General features: G+C 38.8%; 31 protein-coding genes. All 31 read left to right on the top strand.

The annotated features are described in order from the left end of the window. On the top strand, positions 1–399 hold a 399-nt coding region (locus SH601_RS16890; protein ID WP_319959516.1), incomplete at its 5' end, for a hypothetical protein. A gap of 71 nt (positions 400–470) precedes the next feature. Then, positions 471–1,325 (top strand): helix-turn-helix transcriptional regulator, encoded by an 855-nt coding sequence (locus SH601_RS16885; RefSeq protein ID WP_319959515.1) that lies wholly within the window; start codon positions 471–473, stop codon positions 1,323–1,325. A 3-nt stretch (positions 1,326–1,328) separates the two neighbouring features. Beyond that, positions 1,329–2,483 (top strand): Gfo/Idh/MocA family protein, encoded by a 1,155-nt coding sequence (locus tag SH601_RS16880; RefSeq protein WP_319959514.1) that lies wholly within the window; start codon positions 1,329–1,331, stop codon positions 2,481–2,483. Position 2,484: 1 nt separating this feature from the next. Further along, entirely contained in the window at positions 2,485–3,345 is an 861-nt protein-coding gene (locus SH601_RS16875; RefSeq protein WP_319959513.1) for a sugar phosphate isomerase/epimerase family protein, read from the top strand. 22 nt (positions 3,346–3,367) lie between these two features. Beyond that, positions 3,368–4,444 carry a Gfo/Idh/MocA family protein gene (locus tag SH601_RS16870; RefSeq protein WP_319959512.1) on the top strand — a complete coding sequence of 359 codons (1,077 nt, stop codon included), beginning with the start codon at positions 3,368–3,370 and terminating at the stop codon, positions 4,442–4,444. A gap of 120 nt (positions 4,445–4,564) precedes the next feature. Then, positions 4,565–5,194: a uracil phosphoribosyltransferase gene (gene upp, locus SH601_RS16865; protein ID WP_319959511.1), complete on the top strand. Its 630-nt coding sequence runs from the start codon at positions 4,565–4,567 to the stop codon at positions 5,192–5,194. Positions 5,195–5,778: 584 nt separating this feature from the next. Then, a complete protein-coding gene (locus tag SH601_RS16860; RefSeq protein WP_319959510.1) occupies positions 5,779–7,863 on the top strand; it encodes a S8 family serine peptidase in 2,085 nt (694 codons plus the stop codon). A 355-nt stretch (positions 7,864–8,218) separates the two neighbouring features. Next, on the top strand, positions 8,219–8,440 hold the full coding sequence (locus tag SH601_RS16855; protein WP_319959509.1) for an AtpZ/AtpI family protein: 222 nt from the start codon (positions 8,219–8,221) through the stop codon (positions 8,438–8,440). Between the two features lie 2 nt (positions 8,441–8,442). Next, positions 8,443–8,829 (top strand): ATP synthase subunit I, encoded by a 387-nt coding sequence (locus tag SH601_RS16850; RefSeq protein WP_319959508.1) that lies wholly within the window; start codon positions 8,443–8,445, stop codon positions 8,827–8,829. Between the two features lie 5 nt (positions 8,830–8,834). Further along, positions 8,835–9,557, top strand: a complete 723-nt coding sequence (gene atpB, locus SH601_RS16845; protein ID WP_319959507.1) for a F0F1 ATP synthase subunit A — start codon at positions 8,835–8,837, stop codon at positions 9,555–9,557. Positions 9,558–9,605: 48 nt separating this feature from the next. Then, entirely contained in the window at positions 9,606–9,818 is a 213-nt protein-coding gene (gene atpE / locus SH601_RS16840; RefSeq protein ID WP_089742974.1) for a F0F1 ATP synthase subunit C, read from the top strand. Positions 9,819–9,967: 149 nt separating this feature from the next. Beyond that, positions 9,968–10,498, top strand: coding sequence for a F0F1 ATP synthase subunit B (atpF, locus tag SH601_RS16835; RefSeq protein ID WP_319959505.1), 531 nt, complete (start codon positions 9,968–9,970; stop codon positions 10,496–10,498). Next, positions 10,495–11,037: a F0F1 ATP synthase subunit delta gene (locus SH601_RS16830; RefSeq protein ID WP_319959504.1), complete on the top strand. Its 543-nt coding sequence runs from the start codon at positions 10,495–10,497 to the stop codon at positions 11,035–11,037. Before atpF ends, SH601_RS16830 begins: the two co-directional genes overlap by 4 nt. A gap of 22 nt (positions 11,038–11,059) precedes the next feature. Beyond that, complete coding sequence (gene atpA, locus SH601_RS16825) at positions 11,060–12,568, top strand: F0F1 ATP synthase subunit alpha (protein ID WP_319959503.1); 1,509 nt, start codon at positions 11,060–11,062, stop codon at positions 12,566–12,568. Between the two features lie 293 nt (positions 12,569–12,861). After that, positions 12,862–13,725, top strand: coding sequence for an ATP synthase F1 subunit gamma (gene atpG / locus SH601_RS16820; protein WP_319959502.1), 864 nt, complete (start codon positions 12,862–12,864; stop codon positions 13,723–13,725). 33 nt (positions 13,726–13,758) lie between these two features. After that, positions 13,759–15,162 carry a F0F1 ATP synthase subunit beta gene (gene atpD, locus SH601_RS16815; protein WP_319959501.1) on the top strand — a complete coding sequence of 468 codons (1,404 nt, stop codon included), beginning with the start codon at positions 13,759–13,761 and terminating at the stop codon, positions 15,160–15,162. A 40-nt stretch (positions 15,163–15,202) separates the two neighbouring features. Continuing rightward, positions 15,203–15,601 carry a F0F1 ATP synthase subunit epsilon gene (locus SH601_RS16810; RefSeq protein WP_319959500.1) on the top strand — a complete coding sequence of 133 codons (399 nt, stop codon included), beginning with the start codon at positions 15,203–15,205 and terminating at the stop codon, positions 15,599–15,601. 191 nt (positions 15,602–15,792) lie between these two features. Beyond that, on the top strand, positions 15,793–16,026 hold the full coding sequence (locus SH601_RS16805; protein WP_319959499.1) for a DUF1146 family protein: 234 nt from the start codon (positions 15,793–15,795) through the stop codon (positions 16,024–16,026). Positions 16,027–16,089: 63 nt separating this feature from the next. Then, complete coding sequence (locus SH601_RS16800) at positions 16,090–16,797, top strand: YwmB family TATA-box binding protein (RefSeq protein WP_319959498.1); 708 nt, start codon at positions 16,090–16,092, stop codon at positions 16,795–16,797. A 34-nt stretch (positions 16,798–16,831) separates the two neighbouring features. Continuing rightward, entirely contained in the window at positions 16,832–18,127 is a 1,296-nt protein-coding gene (murA, locus tag SH601_RS16795) for a UDP-N-acetylglucosamine 1-carboxyvinyltransferase (protein WP_319959497.1), read from the top strand. A 318-nt stretch (positions 18,128–18,445) separates the two neighbouring features. Further along, positions 18,446–19,504 (top strand): stage II sporulation protein D, encoded by a 1,059-nt coding sequence (gene spoIID, locus SH601_RS16790; RefSeq protein WP_319959496.1) that lies wholly within the window; start codon positions 18,446–18,448, stop codon positions 19,502–19,504. Positions 19,505–19,562: 58 nt separating this feature from the next. Continuing rightward, positions 19,563–20,462: a stage II sporulation protein SpoIIQ gene (gene spoIIQ, locus SH601_RS16785; protein ID WP_319959495.1), complete on the top strand. Its 900-nt coding sequence runs from the start codon at positions 19,563–19,565 to the stop codon at positions 20,460–20,462. A 196-nt stretch (positions 20,463–20,658) separates the two neighbouring features. Next, a complete protein-coding gene (locus SH601_RS16780; RefSeq protein ID WP_319959494.1) occupies positions 20,659–21,687 on the top strand; it encodes an AimR family lysis-lysogeny pheromone receptor in 1,029 nt (342 codons plus the stop codon). 296 nt (positions 21,688–21,983) lie between these two features. Beyond that, a complete protein-coding gene (gene spoIIID / locus SH601_RS16775) occupies positions 21,984–22,274 on the top strand; it encodes a sporulation transcriptional regulator SpoIIID (protein ID WP_319959492.1) in 291 nt (96 codons plus the stop codon). 259 nt (positions 22,275–22,533) lie between these two features. After that, positions 22,534–23,532, top strand: coding sequence for a rod shape-determining protein (gene mreB, locus SH601_RS16770; protein ID WP_319959491.1), 999 nt, complete (start codon positions 22,534–22,536; stop codon positions 23,530–23,532). A gap of 75 nt (positions 23,533–23,607) precedes the next feature. Then, positions 23,608–24,432, top strand: coding sequence for a flagellar hook-basal body protein (locus tag SH601_RS16765; protein WP_319959490.1), 825 nt, complete (start codon positions 23,608–23,610; stop codon positions 24,430–24,432). An 18-nt stretch (positions 24,433–24,450) separates the two neighbouring features. After that, positions 24,451–25,281, top strand: a complete 831-nt coding sequence (locus SH601_RS16760; protein WP_319959489.1) for a flagellar hook-basal body protein — start codon at positions 24,451–24,453, stop codon at positions 25,279–25,281. 28 nt (positions 25,282–25,309) lie between these two features. Continuing rightward, positions 25,310–25,579 carry a DNA-directed RNA polymerase subunit beta gene (locus SH601_RS16755; protein WP_319959488.1) on the top strand — a complete coding sequence of 90 codons (270 nt, stop codon included), beginning with the start codon at positions 25,310–25,312 and terminating at the stop codon, positions 25,577–25,579. A 214-nt stretch (positions 25,580–25,793) separates the two neighbouring features. Then, positions 25,794–26,210 (top strand): 3-hydroxyacyl-ACP dehydratase FabZ, encoded by a 417-nt coding sequence (gene fabZ / locus SH601_RS16750; RefSeq protein ID WP_319959487.1) that lies wholly within the window; start codon positions 25,794–25,796, stop codon positions 26,208–26,210. A 118-nt stretch (positions 26,211–26,328) separates the two neighbouring features. After that, positions 26,329–26,598 carry a hypothetical protein gene (locus tag SH601_RS16745; protein ID WP_319959486.1) on the top strand — a complete coding sequence of 90 codons (270 nt, stop codon included), beginning with the start codon at positions 26,329–26,331 and terminating at the stop codon, positions 26,596–26,598. Between the two features lie 72 nt (positions 26,599–26,670). Continuing rightward, a partial coding sequence (locus SH601_RS16740; RefSeq protein WP_319959485.1) for a hypothetical protein occupies positions 26,671–26,942 on the top strand: 272 nt, incomplete at its 3' end.

Below are 26,942 nucleotides of genomic sequence, written 5' to 3'. Positions count from 1 at the left end.
AAGTTGCAAGAAGAGAAGCGGAAGTTGCAAGAAGAGGAGCGGAAGTTGCAAGAAGAGGAGCGGAAGTTGCAAGAAGAGGAGCGGAAGTTGCAAGAAGAGGAGCGGAAGTTGCAAGAAGAGGAGCGGAAGTTGCAAGAAGAGGAGCGGAAGTTGCAAGAAGAGGAGCTGAAGTTGCAAGAAGAGAAGCGGAAGTTGCAAGAAGAGGAGCGGAAGTTGCAAGAAGAGAAGCGGAAGTTGCAAGAAGAGGAGCGGAAGTTGCAAGAAGAGGAGCGGAAGTTGCAAGAAGAGGAGCGGAAGTTGCAAGAAAGAGAGCGGAAGTTGCAAGAAGAGAACATGAACTTGCAAGAAGCCCCCCCAACATCCCCAAGTGCACGCTCAGTCAAAAAAAGAAAAAAATAGAACAATATTGGCTATATTATTATCTAATCGTTTACAATAGAATAAAGGAGAAAGCGGTAGAGGTGATGCTAATGGATAAAATCTCTGTCAACTATCGGCTTACAGGTAAATACGACAATTTGAAAGCGCATTCTCACCTAGAGTATGAAATTTATTTGTTTCATCAAGGTACCTGTCATTATTTAATTGATAATCAAATTTATGATTTACAACCTGGTGACATTTTGCTAATGGATGGTTTAGCGTTGCATAAGCCTAACTTGCCTGCAGATAGTGTATATGTGAGGAGTCATATTCACTTTTTACCGCACACTGTTATGCCAGCTTTGGATGGCTTAGGAGCTCAGATGTTGTTAGAGGTGTTTCATCAGTTACATCATTGTTTGATTCGACCAGAAACGAGCAAACAAAGTAGGGAAGTAGAATTATTAATTAAACAGATGAGCGAGATAAGTGAAGACATCACGATACCAAGCAAGGAAAAAGAATGGCAATTAAAAACATCATTAATCCAACTATTAATCGTTGTCAATCAGCTTGGACAAAACGCCTCTCAAAAAGCAGTAAGCGAACAATATGAGAAGGCACAACACGCCGAAAATATTGCCTCGTACATTCAACAACATTACCATGAAAAATTATCGATTGAACAAATAGCTAGTGCACTAACCATTAGTAAATCATATGTTTCACACGTTTTTAAAGAAATGACAGGTTATACCGTTATGGAATATGTGATGGCAACTAGATTAAAGCAAGTCAAATTTTTGTTAGAAATAGAAGAGAACAAGTCATTACAGCAAATAGCAGATGAATGTGGGTTTGAAAGCGTTTCGCATTTTAGTCGATTTTTCAAAAAGCACGTAGGTATTACGGCGAAAAAATATCGACAGAAACGCCTTGAAATAGATAAAGGGAGTGAATAATCTATGTCAAAAGTAAAATTAGGTATTGTCGGTTTTGGTCAACAGGGCGGTGCATATGCAAACTTTATTAAGGAAGGTCGCATTAGCAATATGGAGATAGGAGCTATTTGTGATAGTGACCCCAAAAAGCAGAAAGTAGCCACTGATGCCTTTCCTGAAGTTCCTTTTTATCATGATTATATCGAAATGTTGGAAAGTGGTGATGTAGATGCGATTGTCACTTGTGTTCCACATTATGTCCATCCGGAAATGGGGATAGAAGCATTGAAACGTGATATTCACGCATTATTGGAGAAACCAGCAGGTGTTTATACGAAACAAGTGAAAGAGCTGAATGCTTTTGCTGCGTCAAAACCAAATCTTACGTATGCGATTATGTTTAATCAACGAACAAATCCACTGTATCAAAAGGTAAAAGAACTGATTGATGATGGTGAAATTGGTGCGATTAGACGAACGAATTGGATTATTACAACCTGGTGGCGACCACAAGGATACTATGATGCTGGTTCTTGGCGTGCAACATGGGATGGTGAAGGTGGCGGTGTTCTAGTTAATCAAGCGCCACACCAAATTGATCTATTGCAATGGATAGGTGGGATGCCAGAAAAAGTGTATACAAAAGCACAGTATGGTTACCAGCGTGATATTCCTGTCGAAGATGATGTCACGACCATATTCGATTATGGAAATGGTGCAACAGGGGTATTTATTACTTGCACACATGATGTGGTTGGCACGGACCGCTTGGAGATTCTCGGTGACAAAGGGAAAATCACTGTGGATGATAGCAAAAAAGTTACGATTAAACGCTTGAATAAGCCCGAACAGGAAATGAGTGACACGATGTCGATGGAGGATGTAAAAAAAATATTTCAAGGGGAAGGACCTCGGGGTATTTATCAAGAAGAAGTAGTAGAGTTTGAGAGTGTTTGGGGTGGTCAGCATGTAGCTGTGCTAGAAAACTTTGCCGCCAATATATTAGAGGATGTCCCACTTATAGCTCCGGGGAGTGATGGAATTCATGGTGTGGAACTAGCGAATGCGATGCACTTATCAAGTTGGTTAAATGAAGAAGTATCATTGCCGATTGATGAGAACAAATACACAGAAGAGCTAGCCAAGCGTAGAAATCAAGAAAAGCGAGTGAGGGGATAACATGGTAAAAGCTAAAATAGGCGTGCAGATGATGATGTTGAAAGGGAAAGTAGCAGAATTGGGCGCATATGAAACAATGAGAAAAATCCGTCAGTTAGGCTTCCGCTCAGTAGAAGTATCTCAAATACCAATGACGACAGAAAACGTTGCAGAGTTGAAGCAAGCAAGTGAGGATTTCGATATTGATATTACCGCAATTAGTGCACCACTAGAGCCAATGATGCCAGATACAGAGCAAGAAAACCTACGGGATAATTATGACAAAATTGTCGCTGACGCTAAAGCATTGAACTGTCGTTTTATTCGGATTGGCATGCTCCCTTTTACCGTTATGGCTGACCAAGCAAAAATAATGGCCTTTATTGAGCGAGCGGAGCAAATGGCGTATAGATTAGCGAAGGAAGGGATTGAACTGTATTATCATACACACCATATTGAATTCCAGTGTTATGACGGCAAGTTTTTATTAGATATGATGAAAGAACAGACGAGTAAACTTGGATTCGAACTAGACGTACACTGGATTCATCGCGCAGGAGTCGATCCAGTAGACCTTATTAAACAATATAAAAACCGTGTGGCATTGATTCATTTAAAAGATTATCGAATTGGTGAATTTCGTTTAACAGAAGAAGAGTTGCAAGATCGCAAAAATGTTGCTGATAGGTTTAGTAACTTAATTGAGTTTGCAGAAGTTGGGGAAGGCAATTTGAATATGCCGGCCATTATAGAAGCAAGTGTAGAAGCTGGAGCTAACTACTTTTTGATTGAGCAAGATGATACTTATGGTCGTGACCCGTTTGATTGTCTGCATGACTCTGCGGAAAATTTGCGAAAAATGGGCTATGCTGATTGGTTTTAACCATGAAAAAGGAGTGGTAGAGATGAGTGAGGCAGATGGAATGAATTATGCACCAAAAGGAAAACCAAATCCGGTTGTAAATGAGGGAGAGTTCATTATTGCGGCAGCAGGTCTTGATCATGGCCATATTTTTGGTCAGTGTAATGGATTAATCGAAGCGGGTGCAACGTTGAAATGGGTATATGATGTAGATCAAACAAAAGTGGATAACTTTTTGACAAAATTCCCTCAAGCGAAACAAGCAGATTCATTAGAACAAATTTTAACAGATGAAGAAGTAAAACTAGTAGCAGCTGCGGCGGTTCCATCTGAGCGGAGTGCGCTAGGAAATAAGGTCATGCGGGCTGGGAAAGATTATTTTACCGATAAAGCCCCGTTCACAACGCTAGCCCAGTTAGAAGAAACGAAGAAAGTCATCGAAGAAACAGGTCAAAAATATATGGTTTATTATAGTGAACGCTTGCATGTGGAAAGTGCGGTATTTGCTGGACAATTAATTGAAGAAGGGGCAATCGGAAATGTATTACAAGTAACAGGCTTCGGACCACATCGATTAAATGCGCCGAGTCGACCTGATTGGTTTTATCAAAAAGAAAAATATGGTGGTATTTTATGTGATATTGGTAGTCACCAAATTGAGCAGTTCTTATTTTATACAGGTTGCGGAGATGCAGAAGTCTTGCACAGTAAAGTAGCTAATTACCATCATCCCGAATATCCAGAGCTGGAAGACTACGGAGATGCCACGTTATTAGGTGATAACGGAGCAACTCAATTTTTCCGCGTCGATTGGTTTACACCAGATGGATTAAGTACATGGGGCGATGGCAGAACATTTATCACTGGTACAGAGGGTTTTATCGAAATCCGTAAATATGTTGATTTAGCAACAGATAAAGGCGGTAATCAGCTATACTTAGTCAACAAAGAAGGGGAAAAACATTATAGTTTACAAGGCCAAGTGGGCTACCCTTTTTTCGGTGAGTTGATTAAAGATTGTATCAACCGAACAGAGAATGCGATGACACAGGCTCACGCCCTAAAAGCAGCGGAATTATGTTTGATAGCACAGGAAAAGGCGCTGCAAATAACGAAGTAATCACTGCGTACCGTGAGGAAATCTCTCATTACACTTGCATGCTTGTATGTTTTTCTGTAGAATTTAAAGGATGAATTTTTGATGAGAGCGAAAATATATAACTAAAGGAGCGATTCCCTCATGAGTAATGTACATGTATTAGACCATCCATTAATCCAGCACAAACTGACGTATATACGTAAAAACGATACGGGGACGAAAGAATTCCGTGCGCTAGTTGATGAAGTGTCTATGTTAATGGCTTTTGAAATTACGAGAGACCTTCCATTGGAAGACATAACAATCCAAACACCTGTAACAGAAGCTGTAACGAAAGTAATTAGTGGTAAGAAAATTGGTTTAATTCCTATTTTGAGAGCGGGATTAGGAATGGTAGACGGTATGTTGAAGTTAATTCCAGCTGCCAAAGTAGGGCATGTTGGTCTTTATCGTGACCCAGAAACGTTAACACCAACAGAATATTATATCAAGCTTCCAAGTGATATTGATGAACGTGAATTAATCGTTATTGACCCAATGCTTGCAACGGGTGGATCTGCCAATGATGCTATTCATTCATTGAAAAAACGTGGAGCGACAAATATTAAGTTAATGTGTCTAATTGCAGCACCTGAAGGGGTCGAAGTGATTCAACAAGAACACCCAGATGTTGATATCTATCTAGGTGCACTTGATGAAAAACTGAATGAAAAAGGTTATATTATCCCAGGTCTAGGCGATGCCGGAGACCGCTTGTACGGAACAAAATAAAAATGAAACGAAAGCCTTGTGCCACGGTGCGCAAGGCTTTTTTACATTATCGAAGACATAACTCAGAGAGAAAATAAAGTTAAGTCGTCTCACGGACATAATTCGGATAAAAGGAAAAGTTATGTCCATGAGAAGAGGTCTCACGGACACAACTCGGATAAAAGGAAAGTTATGTCCATGAGAAGAGGTCTCACGGACACAACTCGGATAAAAGGAAAGTTATGTCCATGAGAAGAGGTCTCACGGACACAACTCGGATAAAAGGAAAAGTTATGTCCATGAGAAGAGGTCTCACGGACACAACTCGGATAAAAGGAAAAGTTATGTCCATGAGAAGAGGTCTCACGGACACAACTCAGGGAAAAAGGAAAGTTAAGTCGTTGATAAGCGGCCTCGAAGACAAAACTCAGAGAGAAAAAAAGTTATGTCTGCGATACACTCCCACCACTCCTACCAGAACCAAAATAAAAACGTAAACCACCACCATCACAATCACAGATATTTTCACCACAAGCTAGAAATCATACATATCTTCGCATCCACTCGTAAACAATATTTCTATCTCATCATAAGGAGTGCTTCTCATGTCATTCATTTTATCTTTGTTCTTATTTACTTCCGTTATCACGGATCAAACCGAATACTCCTTTATTCTTGAAACAGAAGATGATCCGCATTTATTTGCTGAAGAAATCGAAACCTATCACCCGAATGTAGAAGTGCTCGCTGTTTACGATACGGTATTTAATGGCATAGCGATTAAGGCAGATAGACGAAGCCTGGAACGTATTAAAAGGCGAAACAATGTGCAGCAATCCTATTCCGTACAAACATATCAAACACAAGTCACCGAAAATATCAACGAAAGTGTTCCTTTTATGATGCCAGAATCACTTCCTTTTACGGGAAAAGGGGTGAAAGTAGGGGTGGTTGATACCGGGATAGACTATACACATCCAGATTTACAGAAGAATTTTAAAGGTGGATTTGATCTGGTTGATTTTGATGATGATCCGATGGAAACAACACAAGACCAAGGGATTCCGACGTTGCATGGGACACATGTTGCTGGAATCATCGCAGCAGACGGGCAAATGAAAGGAGTGGCCCCAGATGCAGATGTTTATGCTTATCGCGCACTTGGACCGGGTGGAACAGGAACATCTGTCCAAGTGATGGCGGCGATTGAAGCTGCAGTAAAAGATGGGATGGACATTATTAATCTTTCGCTAGGCAATACCATTAATGGACCTGACTGGCCAACGAGTGTTGCGGTTAATCGCGCGACAGAAGCAGGAGTTGCGGTAGTGATTGCTAATGGGAATGCGGGGCCAGATTTGTGGACAGTAGGGTCACCTGCCACAGCTGATCAAGTCATTTCCGTTGGAGCATCTACTCCGACTATTAAGCGCCCTTTTTTGTATGAACGGTTTCGAGATAAAAAGATAGAGATGGTACCGATGCAGAACTCACCTGAGTGGGATTTTACGCGTGATTTACAAGTGGTAGGTGTGGAAAAAGAGCGTAAGACAGACAAGCTACTGGTGATGGAGCGCGATCAGGAAATTCCATTTGCTCAATTAGCACAAGAAGCAGAAGATGCTGGAGCAGCAGCTCTGTTAATTATAAATAATGAGGATGAAGTATTTGAAGGTGCGATAAATCCTGATATTTCTATACCAGTAGCAGCAATTAGCAAAGAAGATGGCGAATGGTTAAAAGAGAATGCTGGTTATGCATCCATTGACTATGAAGAAATCCAAGATACGATAACAGATTTTAGTTCACGTGGTCCTGTAACGGTTAATTGGTCGATAAAACCCGAAATAGTTGCGCCTGGAGCAGAGATTTTAAGTACAGTACCTGGAGGTTATCAGGCATTAAATGGTACAAGTATGGCAGCACCACATATAGCAGGGGGTTTAGCCGTGTTAAAAGAAGCACATCCAGACTGGTCACCAGCACAGCTAAAAGCAGCTATTTTAACGACAGCTGAACCATTAGAAAACTTTTATCCAACAGAACAAGGAGCTGGAAAAGTAAATCTAGAGAAAGCACTAGAAACAGACACCTTAATGTATCAATCTTTTCTGCAATTTGGGAAGATAGAGGAGCATAATGAGCATCATACAAGTAAATTAGTTATGGAGAATATTTCTGATCAACCTAAAACGTATGCTTTTTCATTACCAGAGCAAGAATCAGCTATTCGTTTTCAATTGCCTAAAAGCTTTACGTTAGAGGCGGGTGAGAAGAAAGAAATTCCGGTAGATGTAACCATTAGAGCAAATCAGCTTGAGGATGGTATAAAGCAAGGTTACCTTTTGCTAAATGATATACCAATTCCATATATGTTTGTAACAGGTAATGAGGAAATACCAAAAGGAATGGGCTTTGAATTGTTGGTAACACCACTAGATGATACGTATCATTATCAGTTGTATCTTGTCGAAGAGACAGAGAAATTAACGATTGATTTATATGATATGGCTACCTTTTCTTATGTGACAACGATAGTGGAAGAAACAGAATTAATGCCAGGTGTAGTGGAAGGAGAAATTTCCCAAGAAAATCAACTTCAAAATCAATATATTGCCAATATAACGATCGAAACAAGCGAAAATCAAACCTATCAATACCAAACAATTTGGGATGGTAATCCTGAATGAAACCCTTTGATAAATAAGGATAGAGGACTAGGAATAATGGCCCTCTATCCTGCTTGAGGCTATATATTTCGCTACTCGAACTAATTGTCACAATATTTTCAAAAAGTACTATCGATCAGTTCGTTACTATTGCATAAAGGGATCAAGCTTTAAATGTGGAATTTTGTTGGTTTATTTTTGTTTTTTGAACGTAAAATCAATTGACAATAGTAACCCCCTATTGTATGCTAATTTAGTGTGGATGATAAGGTTTTCACTAACCGTGAATCAGGTCACAGAAAAAGGGAATAGACATGATATTCTTAGTTTTATACATAGGTGAATTTCGTCTTACATAATAATGAGGAGAGAGTATATGTCACCATCCAACAAGAGCCCTTATGCTGGAATAAAAGCGTACAGTATCATCTTGTCGCAAATTGCCGGTATACCGCTCATAGGATTACTGATTGGAAGAATGGTTGACAAGTATTTATCCACATCACCACTTTTTCTAGTGATCGGACTATTTATCGGTCTGGGAACTGGTTTTTATGGGATCATTCTTTACGTAAGAGATGTAACGGGAGACGAGTAATGATGAATCAATATAAAAATATGATAACCCGTCAACGTAAATGGATGTTCTATCTTCTTGCACTTTTTGTTCTTGGCTGGGGATTTACACCTTTTCCAAGGATATTCCTCGGACTTCTCCTAGGAACAGCATTAAGTTTTTATAATTTATGGCTAATGCAACGCAAGATTGATCGGTTTGGACAAGCGATCAAAGATGGCGGTAAAGCTGGTGGTATCGGTACATTTACTAGATTAGCCTCAGCGGCGTTAGCAGTAATTATTGCTATGCGATATGAAGAGTATTTCCATTTGATGGGCGTTATTTTGGGATTAATGACAACCTATGTTGTTATTATGATAGATTTTGCAATTTTTAGAAAATTAGACGAGCAAAAGGAAGTGAGGTGAAGAAATTGGACCACGAATCACCGTTTCATTATGACTTATTTGGCATTTCATGGTTAGATTTTAACCTTTCCACTACCTTAATGACGTTTGTTGCCTCTGTTATTGTATTTATTATTTGTACTTTAGGAGCAAGAAACTTAAAAATGAAGCCAACAGGTTTCCAAAATTTCATGGAGTGGATTATTGGCTTTGTCAAAGGAATTATTAACGATACGATGGATTGGAAGACAGGGAAAGTATTCCTTCCACTCGGATTAACACTATTAGTCTATATCTTTATTAGTAATATACTAGGTGTTATTACGATGGTAGTTTGGGATCATAACTTGTGGTGGAAATCACCTACTTCAGATGCTTCGATTACATTATCCTTGGCAGCATTAGTCATCTTATTAACACATTATTACGGGGTGAAAGTGAAAGGGTTCAAAGAGTACACAAAAGATTATGTGCGCCCTGTACCGTTTTTACTACCATTTAAGATTATTGAAGAATTTACGAACACCTTAACATTAGGTCTACGTCTCTTCGGTAATATTTTCGCAGGTGAGATTTTATTATCACTTATTACAAAAATGGCGCTTGCTGCCTTGCCGTTTACATTAATATCTATTATTCCGATGATGGCTTGGCAAGGATTCAGTTTATTCATAGGTGCTATTCAAGCATTTATCTTTACCATGTTAACAATGGTGTACATGTCTCATAAAGTGAGTTCAGACCATTAGAAATATTACATTATGAAATAATTTATACAATTTAAAGGAGGAAATATAATGGGAGCTTTAGCAGCAGCAATTGCAATTGGTTTAGCGGCACTAGGTGCTGGTTTAGGTAACGGTATGATCGTAAGTCGTACAGTAGAAGGGATTGCACGTCAACCAGAATTAAGAGGTGCACTTCAAACAACAATGTTTATCGGGGTAGCGTTAGTAGAGGCGATTCCAATTTTCGCCGTAGTAATTGCCTTCATGGTAATGGGCAGCTAATAATTTCTGATATAGAATGGCGGAGTTCGTCTAAGACAACCTTCGCCATTCGTTTGTAAAAAGCCTTAAAATGTTTACTAGTTTTAATTAATGATGGAATGTAATGTGTGAATGAAATAGATGATTAATCGTGGGAAGGAGTGAGCACTGTGCAACTTTTAACAGATGGACTCGTCATTCAAGCTGCGGATATCGGTGGTTTAAATGGTGGAGATATGCTATTCGCCATTGCTAGTTTTGTTGCTTTACTTGCATTATTGAAAAAGTTTGCGTGGGGTCCATTAATGAACAAAATGGAAGAGCGCGAAAACTATATTGCGAATGAAATTGATACAGCTGAAAAGAACCGTGCTGATGCAGAAAAAGCAGCTCAACAAGCAAATGAGCAATTGAAAGCAACGCGTCAAGAAGCGCAACAAATCATTGAGGACGCTAAAAAAGCGGCAACTCAGCAAGAAAAAGCAATTATCGATGCAGCAAATGAAGCAGCAGTACGTTTGAAAAAATCTGCTGAGGAAGATATTGCGCGCGAGAAAGAAAAAGCAGTCGAGGCACTTCAAGCACAAGTGGCAACATTGTCCGTACAAATTGCTACAAAAGTAATTGAAAAAGAAATTAGTGCAGAAGACCAAGAACAGTTAATCAGTGAGTACATTAAAGAGATAGGAGAAGAGCGATGAGTAAAACGAATGTAGCAAAACGTTATGCAGAAGCTCTTTTTCAAATCGGTCAAGAAAAGGAAACAATCGACTTCCTGGAAACAGAACTGATGACAGTGAAAGAAGTTTATCAAACAAATGAAGACTTTCTTTCCTTTTTACAGCATCCAAAAGTAGAAGCAGATAAGAAAAAGCAACTACTAAATGAGGTATTTACAGGCTTTTCGAAGGATGTACTACATACACTTTCGTTACTTGTAGATCGTCACAACGAATCAATTGTTCCAGATATGGTAGATCATTTTATTACCTTTGCAAACGTTGCGAAAGGTATCAAAGAGGCAACAGTTTATTCCGTTCGTGCACTATCAGATGCGGAAAGTCAAGAAATTGAAAAAATAATTACAACAAAATTCAATGCAAAACAAGTGAAAATAAACAATGAAATTGATCCAACTGTACTAGGTGGTGTCCGAATTAAAGTCGGAAACACCGTATATGACGGTACGATTAAAGGGAAATTGGATCGATTTGAACGACAAATAAGAAGAGCAAATTAACGAACGATAGGGGTGAAATGGCATGAGCATTAAAGCTGAAGAAATCAGTGCACTGATTAAACAGCAAATTGAAAACTATGATTCAGACATTGAAGTGAGCGATGTTGGTACAGTTATCGAAATTGGTGATGGTATTGCACGTGCACACGGACTTGACAACGTTATGTCTGGTGAGCTAGTTGAATTTTCGAATGGTGTCATGGGTATGGCACAAAACTTAGAAGAATCAAATGTCGGGATCGTAATCCTTGGACCATATACAGGAATTCGTGAAGGTGACGAAGTTCGTCGTACAGGTCGTATTATGGAAGTGCCAGTAGGGGAGGAACTTATTGGTCGTGTCGTAAATCCATTAGGACAACCAGTGGATGGTAAAGGGCCAGTAGAAACTTCTAAAGCACGTCCGATCGAATCACCAGCACCAGGTGTAATGGATCGTAAGTCAGTTGATGAGCCATTACAAACAGGTATTAAAGCGATCGATGCCCTTGTACCAATTGGTCGTGGTCAGCGAGAGCTTATTATCGGTGACCGTCAAACAGGTAAAACAACGGTAGCAATTGATACGATTTTGAACCAAAAAGAAGAAAACATGATTTGTATCTATGTAGCAATCGGTCAAAAAGATTCGACAGTACGTGGAACAGTTGAAACACTTCGTAAACATGGAGCATTAGATTATACAATCGTTGTATCTGCCGGTGCTAGTGAACCAGCGCCACTTCAATATCTTGCGCCATATGCAGGGGTATCGATGGGTGAAGAGTTCATGTACAATGGCAAGCACGTATTAGTTGTATATGATGATCTAACAAAACAAGCGAACGCCTATCGTGAGCTTTCATTACTATTACGCCGCCCGCCAGGTCGTGAGGCATTCCCAGGGGATGTATTCTACTTACACTCTCGTCTACTTGAGCGTGCTGCAAAACTTAGTGATGCAAAAGGTGGAGGTTCTTTAACAGCACTTCCATTTGTTGAAACACAAGCAGGTGATATTTCTGCTTATATTCCAACAAACGTAATTTCCATTACAGACGGACAAATTTTCTTGCAGTCTGATTTATTCTTCTCAGGTGTACGTCCAGCGATCAACCCTGGTCTATCTGTATCACGTGTAGGTGGTTCAGCACAGATTAAGGCAATGAAAAAAGTTGCTGGTACATTACGTCTAGACTTAGCATCATTCCGTGAATTGGAATCATTTGCTCAGTTCGGATCTGACTTAGATAAAGCAACACAAGCAAAATTAAACCGTGGTGCTCGTACGGTTGAAGTACTAAAACAAGGTCTTCATAAACCACTAGTAGTAGAAAAACAAGTTATGGTTATTTATGCATTAACGAAAGGATTCTTAGATGATATCCCTGTTGAAGATATTACACGCTTTGAAGCAGAGTTCTTAACTTGGTTAGACAATAACAAGCCAGAACTTCTTACAACAATCAAAGAAACAGGAACATTAGCAGACGAAGGCGATATGAGCGGAGCAATCGAAGAATTCAAGAAAACATTTGTCGTATCAGAATAATAGAAGAAAAGTGAAAGTGTCCGGTTAGAAACGTATGACTTGGACTGAAGCGCAGGAGATAAAGGAATCACCGTGACGAAGGAACGGATGATGACTTTCACCTAAAGGTATAAGTTCGACTAGGCCTCTGACTTCACAAGTTTGTCAGTCGGCAAGTCTCCTTTATCGTACGAAGCTGAGGGAAAGGCACTAGTTTCTGGACACTCCGAGCTAGACAAAGAAAAGTGAAAGTGTCTATTAATGGCACTTTCAAGCAATAACGTCAACCTTTCCGGAAAGGGCGGTGAAACAACGTGGCATCTCTAAGAGATATAAAAACACGAATAAATTCCACACAAAAGACGAAGCAGATTACAAAAGCGATGCACATGGTATCTGCATCAAAGCTTAGTCGTGCAGAGGAATTTGCCAAAGCGTTTGATCCATACAGCAATAAGATTAAGGAAGTAGTAACAAGTATTGCTGGTAGTGGTAAAGATGTAGAGCATCCCATGCTTCAAACTCGTGAAGTGAAAAAGACCGCTTATTTTGTCATCACGGCAGATCGTGGGCTTGCAGGTGCTTTTAATAGTGGGATACTTCGTGAAGTATATCGTACGATTCAAAATAATCATCAATCGAAAGATGAATATGCTGTGATCGCGGTAGGACGTATGGGGCGTGACTTTTTCAAAAAACGTAACATTCCTATTTTGAAAGAAATCACTGGTCTTTCTGATCAGCCGAGCTTTGCTGACATTAAAGATCTAACATCTGAAACGGTAGAGTTATTTATTGAAAAGGAAATTGATGAATTAGTGATTTTCTATAATCACTTCATTAGTGCGATTTCACAAAAAGTAACCTCGAAAAAACTTTTACCATTAACAGACCTTGCTGAAGAGGCTGGTAATGTGAAAAGTTCATACGAATATGAACCAAATCAACAAGAAATATTAAATGTATTATTGCCACAATATGCGGAAAGTTTAATTTTCGGCGCATTATTGGATAGTAAAGCGAGTGAGCATGCTTCTCGTATGACTGCTATGAAAAGTGCGACAGATAACGCGGATGAACTTATTGATGATTTATCATTACAGTATAACCGTGCAAGACAAGCAGCTATTACGCAGGAAATCACCGAGATTGTTGGTGGAGCGGCCGCATTGGAATAATAGATTAGCAATTTTATGTTAGGAGGGAAATCGATGGCAAAAGGACACGTTATTCAAATTATGGGACCGGTTGTCGACGTTAAATTCGCAGACGGACACCTCCCTGAAATTTACAACGCGTTAAAAGTACAGTATGAAGCAAACGGTGAAGCACAAGAACTTACAGTAGAAGTTGCCCTTCACTTAGGTGATGATTCTGTACGTACAATTGCGATGTCATCTACAGAAGGGGTACAACGTGGTGCGGAAGTAACGGACTCTAATGCACCAATTTCAGTACCAGTAGGTGATGTGACATTAGGTCGTGTTTTCAACGTATTAGGTGAAAAAATCGACCTTGATGAGGATTTTGCAGCAGATGTTCACCGTGATCCAATTCACCGTGAATCACCGAAATTTGAAGATCTCTCAACGGAAACAGAAATTTTAGAGACAGGTATCAAAGTAGTAGACTTATTAGCACCATATATTAAAGGTGGTAAGATCGGTTTATTTGGTGGTGCGGGTGTAGGTAAAACCGTACTTATTCAAGAGCTAATCAATAATATCGCACAAGAGCACGGTGGTATTTCCGTATTTGCTGGTGTAGGGGAACGTACTCGTGAAGGGAACGACCTTTACTATGAAATGAAAGACTCTGGTGTAATTTCGAAAACAGCAATGGTATTCGGTCAAATGAATGAGCCACCTGGAGCTCGTATGCGTGTTGCGTTAACAGGTCTTACAATGGCAGAACACTTCCGTGATGAACAAGGCCAAGACGTACTACTATTTATTGATAACATTTTCCGTTTTACGCAAGCAGGTTCTGAGGTATCGGCGCTTCTTGGTCGTATGCCATCAGCCGTTGGTTACCAACCGACACTAGCAACGGAAATGGGTCAATTACAAGAACGTATTACGTCAACAAATAAAGGTTCTGTTACATCTATCCAAGCGATCTATGTACCTGCCGATGACTATACGGATCCGGCGCCAGCTACAACGTTCGCACACTTAGATGCAACAACAAACCTTGATCGTAAATTGTCAGAGCAAGGTATTTACCCTGCGGTAGATCCACTTGCTTCTACCTCTCGTGCGCTTGACCCTGAAGTAGTAGGGGAAGAGCATTATAATGTAGCACGTGAAGTACAACAAACATTACAAAAATATAAAGAATTACAAGATATTATCGCCATCCTAGGTATGGATGAGTTATCTGATGAAGATAAATTGACGGTAGCTCGTGCGCGTCGTATCCAGTTCTTCTTATCACAAAACTTCCATGTTGCTGAACAGTTTACAGGTCAACCAGGTTCATACGTACCAGTTAAAGAAACGGTGCAAGGTTTCCGTGAAATTCTTGATGGTAAATATGATGACCTTCCAGAAGATGCATTCCGTTTAGTTGGACGCATTGAAGAAGTAGTAGAAAAAGCAAAGCAAATGGCATAATGAGTCATTAGCTTTTATTCCAGCCTAAGGAGGGGTTCTGTTGAATACACTAACAGTAAGTGTTGTTACTCCGGATGGCCCTGTTCTGGAAGATTCATTTGAAATGGTTAGCTGTAAAGCTGAAAGTGGAGAGCTTGGGGTCTTACCAGGTCACATTCCGCTCGTTGCACCACTGTCGATTAGTGCGGTGCGCTTAAAAGGAGAAAATCCACGACGAATTGCCGTTAGTGGAGGTTTCCTAGAGGTTCGTCCTGATAAAGTGACAATTCTTGCACAATCAGCAGAACGACCTGAGGACATCGATCTTGAGCGTGCTCGTGCAGCAAAAGAACGAGCAGAGCGTCGTTTACAAGCTAAGCAAGATGAAATTGATTTCAGAAGGGCAGAATTAGCACTTAAACGTGCCTTAAACCGAATTGATGTCGTAGAAAATAAATAATAGGAAAGAGGCTGCCTCAACCAAAAAGGTTGAGTGCAGCCTCTTTTTAAGTTGCCAGTAAATTCTGAAAAAAACAATCAACAACCTTATCTCGCTAAATTTCCCGGGAAATATCGAAGTTTGACCCGCGGAAGCGAATCATTGCTAAATATGTTAAAATGAATGAAAAAAGAGTAAACGAGGGATAGATTATGATGCAAAGTTTGGCGCAAGAAGGCTTAATTGGTATGTTGTCACACATAGTTTTTATTGTGATTACATGGCAGGTTATTCAAGCACTGAATTTCGATGAATTATTTAGAAAGAACAAAGTGTGGGAAGCACGAATTTTAATTGTTTTAATTACAATTGCGATAGGCTCTACTGTAAGTCACTTTTTCCTAGACTTTTTGAAATGGTCACAGCAATTAATATATCTTTTTTAATAGATAGAAGTATGAATACTTTATTTCCTGACGATACTTTTAGTAAAAAAAGGAGTGCGGGGAATGAAGTATTTTTTTATTTCTGTAGGCATTATTATTTTTATGTTAATGGTTGATCAAGTAATGATAGAAACAAAAACAGATAGTGATAATCAAAAAGAATTGGATGATATGCTGGAGGTTCTTGATCACTACGATCTAAAGCTAGAAAACTATCAAACTATTATAAAAGAATCTAGAAAAATTGATGATATTGATAAGATAGCTTCTATTATGGAGGAGTTTCAATTAATCGAGCAAGATGAAAATAGCATAAAATTCGAAAGAGACCGACAAGAATCAACAGCGATTACCGAATCAGTGTTATTAGTAAGAGTGAATGAAAAAGAATCTCTTTATCAAATAATTTATACGATTACAGCTACAGATTCGACACCAACTATACGAAAAGATTACCATAAGCAAATTAGCACAATTACTAATGACCTATTTACGGAGAATGCGCAAACTTTTACTTGTGTTGAAGGCTGGAACAATGGTATTATAGATATTGTTTGCTTAAAGATTTTTTTGAGTGAAAGACTAAATATGACAATAATTGACGAAATAAATGATGCAAGTATTCAATCATGGACAGGTTACATCCCTGATTGGAAAAATACATGGAAACAACAAGACAACGAAATTAATATGCAAATTGCAGTAAGAGAAGGAGTAGCAGATCGGACAACTCTTACTATAGGAACACCTATCCTAATACATGAATACTAATAATAATGAATATGGTTACAGAGGAGAATGAGCCTTGGAAAATATCATCGTACGTGGTGGTAGGCAGTTAAATGGTACTGTAAGAGTTGAAGGAGCAAAGAATGCCGTACTGCCTGTTATTGCCGCAAGTATAATTGCAAGTGAAGGAAAAAGTGTTATACACGAAGTACCTGCTTTGGCAGATGTACACACAATAAATCAAGTAATAAAACATATGAATGCAGACGTAGAGTATGAAGGTAATACGGTTACAGTTGATGCTACAAAACCATTATTAACGGAAGCTCCGTTTGAGTATGTGAGAAAAATGCGTGCGTCCGTTCTTGTTTTAGGACCACTTTTAGCAAGATATGGTCATGCAAAAGTAGCTATGCCAGGAGGATGTGCGATTGGTTCGCGTCCGATTGACCTGCACTTAAAAGGGTTCGAAGCAATGGGGGCAGAAGTTCATGTTGGTAACGGTTTTGTAGAAGTATCTACCAATGGAAGATTGCGTGGAGCAAAAATCTATTTAGATATGCCTAGTGTTGGTGCGACAGAAAATATTATGATGGCAGCAGCTCTTGCAAAAGGTAAAACAACGATTGAAAATGGAGCAAAAGAGCCTGAGATAGTTGATTTAGCAAATTATTTAAATAAAATGGGTGCTAAAATTACAGGTGCTGGAACGGAAACAATTAAAATTGAAGGTGTCGAAAAACTTCATGGTGTAGAACACTCTATCATTCCAGACCGAATTGAAGCAGGAACATTTATGGTTGCAGCAGCTATTACAGGTGGAAACGTCTTAATTGAGAATGCTGAAATCGAACACATTCGCGCGCTAGTTTCTAAAATGGAAGAGATGGGTGTCAAGATTACGGAAGAAGGCACTGGTATTCGAGTAATTGGACCGAAAAAATTAAAAGCTACGGATATTAAAACATTGCCCCACCCTGGATTCCCAACTGATATGCAGTCACAAATGATGGCACTAATGTTGCAAGCAGCTGGTACAGGTGTTATTACGGAAACAGTGTTTGAAAACCGTTTTATGCATGTAGAAGAATTCCGTAGAATGAATGCTAAGTTAAAAATTGAAGGGCGTAGTGTTATCGTCGAAGGTCCTGTTGAGCTTCAAGGGGCTGAAGTAGCGGCAACAGACTTACGTGCTGGAGCAGCATTAATTTTAGCTGGATTAGTGGCGGATGGTTATACACGTATTACATCCTTGCATCATATTGATAGAGGATATGTAGACATCACTGGTAAATTTGCTAGATTAGGTGCAGACATTGAACGAGTAAACCAAGACGAAACAAAAGAAATCGTAGAAAAGCAAGAAGTATAACAAAGTAAAAGAAGGACAGCTACCTGAGCTAGTCCTTCTTTTTTATAAACAAGAGGCTTGCTGAGAAAAGTGAAGGGAAATCGGCCTGGAAGTGTCACGAAATCGATTTGCTAGCACAAACGAAAGCGAATCTATTCAAACGTGTCATCCAATAGATAATGAAACAATCCTATATGACTAGCTTGTCTATTCCATACGGTTGTACACAGAGCAACTAGTAGGATTCCCACTCTATATCTCAGACAATTATCGGGTTCTAATATTCTATTCCTTGAATAAAATAGAGTAGGAAATCAAGAATCATGGAGGAGGATACCCATGGCTAAATGGCAGAAACAAAAGTCGCAATTCAACTGGAAAATTCCGACCATTCTTATCGTTGCAACAACGCTTACGTTTATGTTTATCATTCCAACGCTTATTGTTCTTCCATTTAAAGGAGATGAAGTAGCTGTTTCATCAGAGAATGGAGCAGAAGAAGAGGGAGAAGAAGCGGAGGCAACAACGGTATCATTGGAATCACCTTTTGCTGTTGAAGTATTACGATCTGAAACAAATAAAGTCGAAGAAATACCACTTGAAGAATATGTTGTGCACGTCGTTGCTTCTGAAATGCCAGCAGATTTTGAGTTAGAAGCATTAAAAGCACAAGCATTGGCGGCGAGAACGTATATTGTTAGATTTCTTATGCAAGAGGATCCAGCAGAAATTGCAGGTGGTGCAGATATAACAGACACGACAGAGCATCAAGTATATAAAAGCGAAGATGAATTGCGAGAATCTTTAGGAAGTGATTATCATCAGAAAATAAATAAAATCACACAAGCTGTAGCAGAGACACAAGGGCAAATTATTACGTATAGTGAGCAACCGATTACACCAACCTTTTTCTCTACTAGCAATGGGTATACAGAGAATTCTGAGGATTACTGGGAAGGGGAAATACCATATTTACGAACAGTCGAAAGTCCTTGGGATGAAGAGATATCCCCTAGATTTTTTGATCAACAAGTCTTTACGAAAGAAGAATTAGAAGAAAAATTAGATGTACAACTTAGCAACTCAGAGGACTTCCAATTAACGAGAACAGAAAGTAAACGAGTGGCAACAGCCGAAATTGGTGGTAAAACATATACTGGCCGTGACGTGCGACAGAAATTAGATTTATTGTCTAATGACTTTACCGTAACAAAGAAAAATGATCATTATGTGTTTACGACGAAAGGATTTGGTCATGGTGTAGGGATGAGTCAATACGGTGCGAATGGTATGGCATTAGAAGGAAAAAACTACCAAGATATCATTGAACATTACTATCAAGGGGTGGAAGTAAGTACGCTTGAACAGGCAACTCCTACACTTTTAGCAAAAAAATAGAAAAATCATGTATATTTTTTCCTCTGTTTGATCACAATGGTAGCTGAGGTGATGCATAATGGAGGAAAACAAGAACGTTTCAAAAAATAGTTGGAAACGTATCTTCAAGAAAAAATGGTTTTTTCCTGCTGTCTATCTAGCAGTGGCTGCACTACTACTAACAGGGGTATTATGGTATCAAAGTGTTGTGAACCAAGTACCAGATATGGCAGATGATATGGAAGAGCAGCTAGACGACCTGTCAAAAGGTAATGATGGAGCAGGCGAAGAAGAAGATGCAACGACAGTGATGAGTCAACAAGAGGTATTGGAATTACCAGTAACGGAAGACTTGCAAGTGGAAATCGTGACCAAATTTTATGATTATGGAGCAGATGAAAGTGAGCAAGAAAGTGCGTTAATCTTACACCAAAACAAATACTATCAAAGTGATGGGATTGCACTCTCTACATCTGATCACCAATCATTTGATGTCGTAGCGTCCTTATCAGGAACGGTGACAGAAGTGAAGCAAGATCCGCTACTAGGTAATGTGGTGAAGTTGGAGCATGAACAAGGCATTTCCACTTATTACGCTAGTTTAGAAGAAATATTTGCAGAAGAAGGTAATGAAGTAGAGCAGGGTGAAACAATTGGAACTGCTGGACAAAACACATTAGGGCAAGATAATGGGGTGCATGTCCATTTTGAAGTAAGAAAAGATGGTGTACCAGTTAACCCAGAAAGTTTTGTGAATGAGCCGATTAATAAAATCGTAGCACCAGAAGATGATGAACGGGAGCCTGAAGAGCAGGAAGAACGTGCTGATTCTGATGTTGATGAAGAGCAAGAACAAGAGCATGAACAAGAGCAAGAACAAGAGCAAGAACAACAGCAAGATCAAGAGTCACCAGATGATAGTGCGGATGTAGAATCAGAAAGCGAACCAGAGTCTTCACGAGCAATGGAAGAAGCTTAAGACAAGTCTCCTTACCGATAAAAAGGTAGGGAGATTTTTGTTTTCGCAGAATGTTTACGTATATTCGATAATATACTAATCAAAAACAATCATAAACTGTCGATAACGTTCTTAATTTGACGAACGATTCTTTCTAAAAACCTATTGAATAATTTTTTCATTATGGAATAATAGGTAACTGGAAAGGAGATAAACTATGGTATTAATAAAAACAAAAATAGGGACAATAAGAGAATGTGAATCACAGATAGAACTCCAATTATCACAATTTTTAACATTGATCAGTATGGATAGTGGAGAAGTAGAGCAATTAGAGCTTGCAAAGCAATTTTTGTTTAAGACTGATTCAGATACGGACAAGCGCTTAGGATTAGAATATTTATATTTGAACCAATGTTATCAAGAATTACAATATGTTATTGATGAAAATCAAAAGAGTGATAATACGTTAAATCATGAAGCTGCTATACTCTATCAACTCATGTTAGATTTGCATAATGGTAAACAAGTTCATACTATTCGAACTTTATCGAAAGCGATTACCTCCAGACATCCAGAGATAAGCTGTTTACGATATTTCTTATACATAGAAGTAGATAGAAAAGTATACAATTATGAGAAAATTGGTTTTTACTTAAATAAAATACAAAAATTATTACACCAAATAGATAATCCACTCTTTATTAGCTTTTGCCAAATTAGAATAAAAGTCATCTTATTTCATTATTATTGGAAGAGAAACGAATTGATTCTAGCAAGAAAAAACGCCTACGAAGCACTTCAAATGCCTCATCATGTCAGACAAAAAGTCCATCTCCACTTGAATTTAGCACTCAGTTACATTTTTGAAGATTTTGACTCTAGTATCTACCATATAGAAGAAGCGAAGTATATAGCGCTCCAATTAGGAGATCAAGATATATTAGAAAAGATCAATATGAGAACATATCCGTTTATTTGTGCACATTTTGGTAAGGTAGAAGGCATCACCACTACAGATCCTATCGAAACAGCTCATATCGAAATTGTGAAGGGGAATCATCAAATGGCGGAAGTCATACTTGACAAGCAACCTGTAGATACACCATTCACGCAGTATTATTTAGGGTTAGCAACAAGAAAGCAACATTTCTTTATATATTCATATCAATGTTTTATGGAGAAAAGGAGTGATCACTTTTTCGCAAGATTACCATTGAAGGCATCTGACGGTCTAGGAATATAAAGAAAAAACGGGAGTGGGAGAATAGTCGATGAAATCATTAAAAAAATGTGATCCTGATTACGGTGATATTGGCTAAGAAAAAAAGGTGGTGACATTATGTCATCGCCTTTTTTCTTTCTTCTTGTCCATTTTAAATTCCTGTCATATTGGGATGGGCCGTTTAATAAGATGATACAAATTATGTTTTATTTGTCTAAGGTGAGGATGCGCTACTTTAGTTTTAATCATATAACACTATAGGAATGTACTTGTCTCTGTTCACACCTTGGACTGACAACTTATGGGAGGCGAGTGATGTGCATGACTACATCAAAGAACGAACATTAAAAATTGGCAGGTACATTGTTGATACAAAGAAGACCGTACGAGTTATTGCAAAAGAATTTGGCGTTTCGAAAAGTACTGTACACAAAGACTTGACAGAACGATTGCCAGAATTACACCCGGAATTAGCGAATGAAGTGAAAGAAATATTAAGGCACCATAAAGCAATTAGACATCTTAGAGGTGGAGAAGCAACGAAAATGAAATATCAGGTAAATGATAAAAAAGAACTAGCTGATGAAGAAGAAATGTTGACAAATTAAATAACTCATGTCCTCCTTAATAACCAATTTTATATCCCTTATATACAGAGACTCCATACATCATCAATATTCCACATATATTCGATAAAAAACCAGAAATTTTTTTTGGAAAGATATAACGATTTTCTATTGTTTATGATATTATATATAATTAGAGGTATTATGTACTATAATAAGAATGGAAACTAATTGACAGCATACATAGACAAGAACTGACAAGAATGAAGTAAGGTATTGAAATTAGGGAGGATACACAATCATGTTTTCAAGAGATATTGGAATAGACTTAGGAACTGCAAATGTACTTATACATGTCAAAGGAAAAGGCATTGTACTTGATGAGCCTTCAGTAGTTGCGATGGATCGTAACTCAGGTAAAGTATTAGAAGTTGGTGAAGAAGCGCGTCGTATGGTTGGACGTACTCCAGGAAATATTGAGGCAATTCGTCCGTTAAAAGATGGGGTTATCGCAGACTTTGACGTAACAGAAGCGATGTTGAAATATTTTATTAACAAAATTAATGTAAAAGGATTCTTGTCTAAACCAAGAATGCTTATCTGCTGCCCAACAAACATTACAAAAGTAGAGCAAAAAGCAATTAAAGAAGCAGCAGAAAAATCTGGCGGTAAAAAAGTATATTTAGAAGAAGAGCCGAAAGTAGCAGCAATCGGCGCTGGTATGGATATTTTCCAACCAAGTGGTAACATGGTTGTTGACATCGGTGGTGGTACGACAGATGTCGCTGTATTATCGATGGGGGATATTGTAACAGCTCAATCGATTAAAATGGCCGGAGATAAATTTGATACGGAAATTCTCCAGTATGTTAAACGTAAATACAAATTATTAATCGGGGAGAGAACAGCAGAAGATATTAAAATCAATGTTGCAACTGTTTTCCCTGGTGGACGTGATGAGTCAATCGATATTCGTGGTAGAGATATGGTTTCAGGTTTACCAAGAACCATTACGATTCATTCATCAGAAGTAGAAGAGGCGTTAAGAGAATCAATCGCATTAATTGTACAATCAGCCAAAACAGTTTTAGAGAAAACACCACCAGAATTATCTGCTGATATTATTGACCGAGGTGTTATCTTAACTGGCGGTGGAGCACTCTTGAACGGTTTAGATCAATTACTTGCAGAAGAATTAAAAGTACCTGTTTTATTAGCAGAAGAGCCAATGAACTGTGTTGCTAAAGGAACAGGAATTATGCTTGATAATATTGATAAATTAGAACGTTCGATTGTGTGATATACCGTGATATAGGAGTTAAAGTATCATACTTTAACTCCCATTATGATGTGCAAAAGAGAGGAGCTCTAACCTATGTTAAGAGGATTTTATACTGCGACCAATGGAATGCTAACACAGCAACGTAGGCAGGAAGTGTTATCTAATAATATGACAAATGCACAGACTCCTGGTTATAAACAAGATCAAACTGCTTTGCGTGCATTTCCAGAATTATTAATGCAACGTGTGGAAAATCGTGATATTCCTACTTCACAAGGAACGAAAGTACCGACAATGACGGAAATTGGTGCCATTAATTCAGGTGTATATGTACAAGAAACCATTCCAGATTTTGTTCAGGGTGGTCTTCGTCAGACAGATATTGCAACAGATATGGCCCTTGCCCAAGGGGAAACACCTGATGATACAGGCTCTATTTTCTTTACTGTGCAAAATGGTGATGGAGATGTCCGTTACACGAGAAATGGTAACTTTACGGTTGACGGAGAAGGAAACTTAACAACAAATGAAGGCTTCTATGTACTAGATAATGAAGGCAATCCGATTAATACAGATAATATGTCTTTTACTGTCACTCCTGAAGGTTTCGTACAGACGGATAATGGTGAGGTTGCTTTAGACATTTCTTATAGTGCTAATGCTAATGACCTCGTAAAAAATGGACAAGACTTGTTTGAGCTTGGGGAAGATGCGGAAGCACTAGTTGATGCTAGAGGTGTAGCTGGATTGCAATTTAATGTCTTGCAAAATCAATTAGAAAATTCTAATGTGGATACAGGTCAAACGATGACAGATATGATGCAGGCGTATCGAAGCTTTGAAGCGAACCAAAAAATTATTCAACAATATGATCGTAGTTTAGATAAAGCAGTCAATGAGATTGCGCGATTAGGATGATATAGGGGGTAGAACGAGATGACAAGAATGACGATACAGGCAGCTGTAACGATGGGACAATTACAAAACCGTCTAGATAATATTGGTAACAATATTGCAAATGCCAATACAGCTGGTTTTAAGGGTCGTGATGCCAATTTTTCCTCCCTACTATCACAGCAAATCAATACGGAACCAGACCCGACTAATCCAGTAGGTAGATTAACGCCTGAAGGATTACGTATTGGATCTGGAGCAAAGCTAGGTCATACAAATGTTAATTTCGAGCAAGGTTCTATGGAAGTAACCGATCGAAATCTGGACGTTGCTCTACTTGGAGACGATCAATTGTTCCAAGTAGCAGTAGAGGAAAATGGTGTAGCAGAGACTCGTTATACAAGAGCAGGTAACTTTTATTTATCACCACAAGAAGACAATCAAGTAATGCTTGTAACGTCAGATGGTAATCCTGTCCTTGGTGCGGGTGGCGAGCCAATTGTATTAATGAATAATATGGATGATTTGAAGATTGAGGAGAATGGAGCAATTAATGTAACTCGTAATGGCGTACAGAATGTCGAGGGGCAGTTAGAAATTGTACAGGCTGTTCGACCGCGTTTATTAGAAGCGGCAGGCAACAATCTATTTCGTTTATCTGAAGAATCTTTAGATAATTATCCATTGGCAGAAATTGTGAATAATGTTGGCCAAGCAGATGTGCGTTTAAAGAGCGGCGCATTAGAAACGTCTAATATCGATCTAGCTAAGCAAACAACCGATATGATTGAAACGCAGCGAGCATATCAATTTAACGCAAAAACTATCTCCATGCATGACCAAATGCAAGGTCTCATTAATCAATTACGATAATATAGTGAAAAATAAGGAGTCATTTCTTATGGCAGAGGAAAGAAAAACAAAACATACAACTAAAGAAGAACAAGCTAAGAAGGAAACAAGGGCAGATAATCAGGAAGGCAAGCCGAAAAAATATGTTCGTCGACTAATTCCAGTCTGGGCGAAGGTCTTGATCGTTGTCGTATTAAGTTTATTTGCTTTAATGCTCGGTTTAATTATCGGATTTAGTGTACTTGGAGATGGAGATGCGTTAGATGTGTTGCGCCTTGAAACATGGCAGCACATTTGGGACTTTATAGATGGTAAATAAAGTGAGACTTCAATCAGTGGGAATATTGAATTCCCGCTGATCGTTAGCGAAACTTATCAGGAAAGCCCCCCACTTTTCCTTCCTTAATATAACTCGAAGCTTGTCGTGGGGATTTTACGGATGTTTACACCGGATAAACGAGGATGACACGTGTTTCCAATGTGATGCACGTGTTTTGTTGCAAGTGAAGAAAAGATAAAAAGGAGCGGTACCTATGAATATTGAACAAATTAAAGAAACGATTCCACATCGTTATCCATTTTTATTGGTAGATAAAATAATCGAGCAAGATGAAAAACGTATTAGTGGTATTAAAAATGTGACGATTAATGAACCATTTTTCCAAGGGCATTTCCCGAATTATCCTGTTATGCCAGGTGTATTAATTGTAGAAGCATTAGCGCAAGTTGGAGCAGTATCGATTTTGAGCAAAGAAGAAAACAAAGGAAAAATTGGTTTTCTTGCAGGAATTGATAAATGTCGCTTCAAACGCCAAGTACAACCAGGTGACCAATTGAACTTGGAAGTGGAGATTATCCGCATCAAAGGACCAATCGGAAAAGGGAAAGCAGTTGCCACTGTTGACGGTGAACTTGCTTGTGAAGCGGAAATTACGTTTGCTGTAAAGTAAGACTCTAATCAAAGGAGTATTACATGGCAAAAAATCTTCCTTTAGTCAAAAATAATGGCATATTTTGTACCTTATTTGGAAAAGCTAGCTTTGAACAAGACTAAAGGAGGATAAACAGATGCAATTAAAATACGTAAAGTATCTTACAGCATTCCTGGTATCACTAGCCTTATTAGCAGGCTGTGCGCAAAATGAAGAAGAAGAACAACCAGCAGAGCCTGAACAACCATTAGAAGAGCAACAACCACAAGAGGAAGCTCCAACAGATGAAAATCCAGATGGTGGCACAGGCGAAGATATCGGTGATAATGTAGAAGAAGACATGGATGACGCAGAACGTGAAATGGAAGACATTATCGAAAACGATGATGAAAACAAAGAAAACTAATAAAAAATTACTAGAGCAAAAAGGCTGACCTTGTCGTTAGTCTTTTTGTTTTTTTTATGAGAAGAGCAGAAGTTGCAAGAAGAGGAGCAGAAGTTGCAAGAAGAGGAGCAGAAGTTGCAAGAAGAGGAGCAGAAGTTGCAAGAAGAGGAGCAGAAGTTGCAAGAAGAGGAGCAGAAGTTGCAAGAAGAGAAGCAAAAGTTGCAAGAAGAGAAGCGGAAGTTGCAAGAAGAGGAGCGGAAGTTGCAAGAAGAGGAGCGGAAGTTGCAAGAAGAGGAGCGGAAGTTGCAAGAAGAGGAGCGGAAGTTGCAAGAAGAGGAGCGGAAGTTGCAAGAAGAGGAGCGGAA

This window comes from Gracilibacillus pellucidus (genome assembly GCF_033949965.1).
In the GTDB taxonomy this organism is placed as follows: domain Bacteria; phylum Bacillota; class Bacilli; order Bacillales; family Amphibacillaceae; genus Gracilibacillus; species Gracilibacillus pellucidus.
This window is presented reverse-complemented; position numbering and strand designations above follow the sequence as displayed.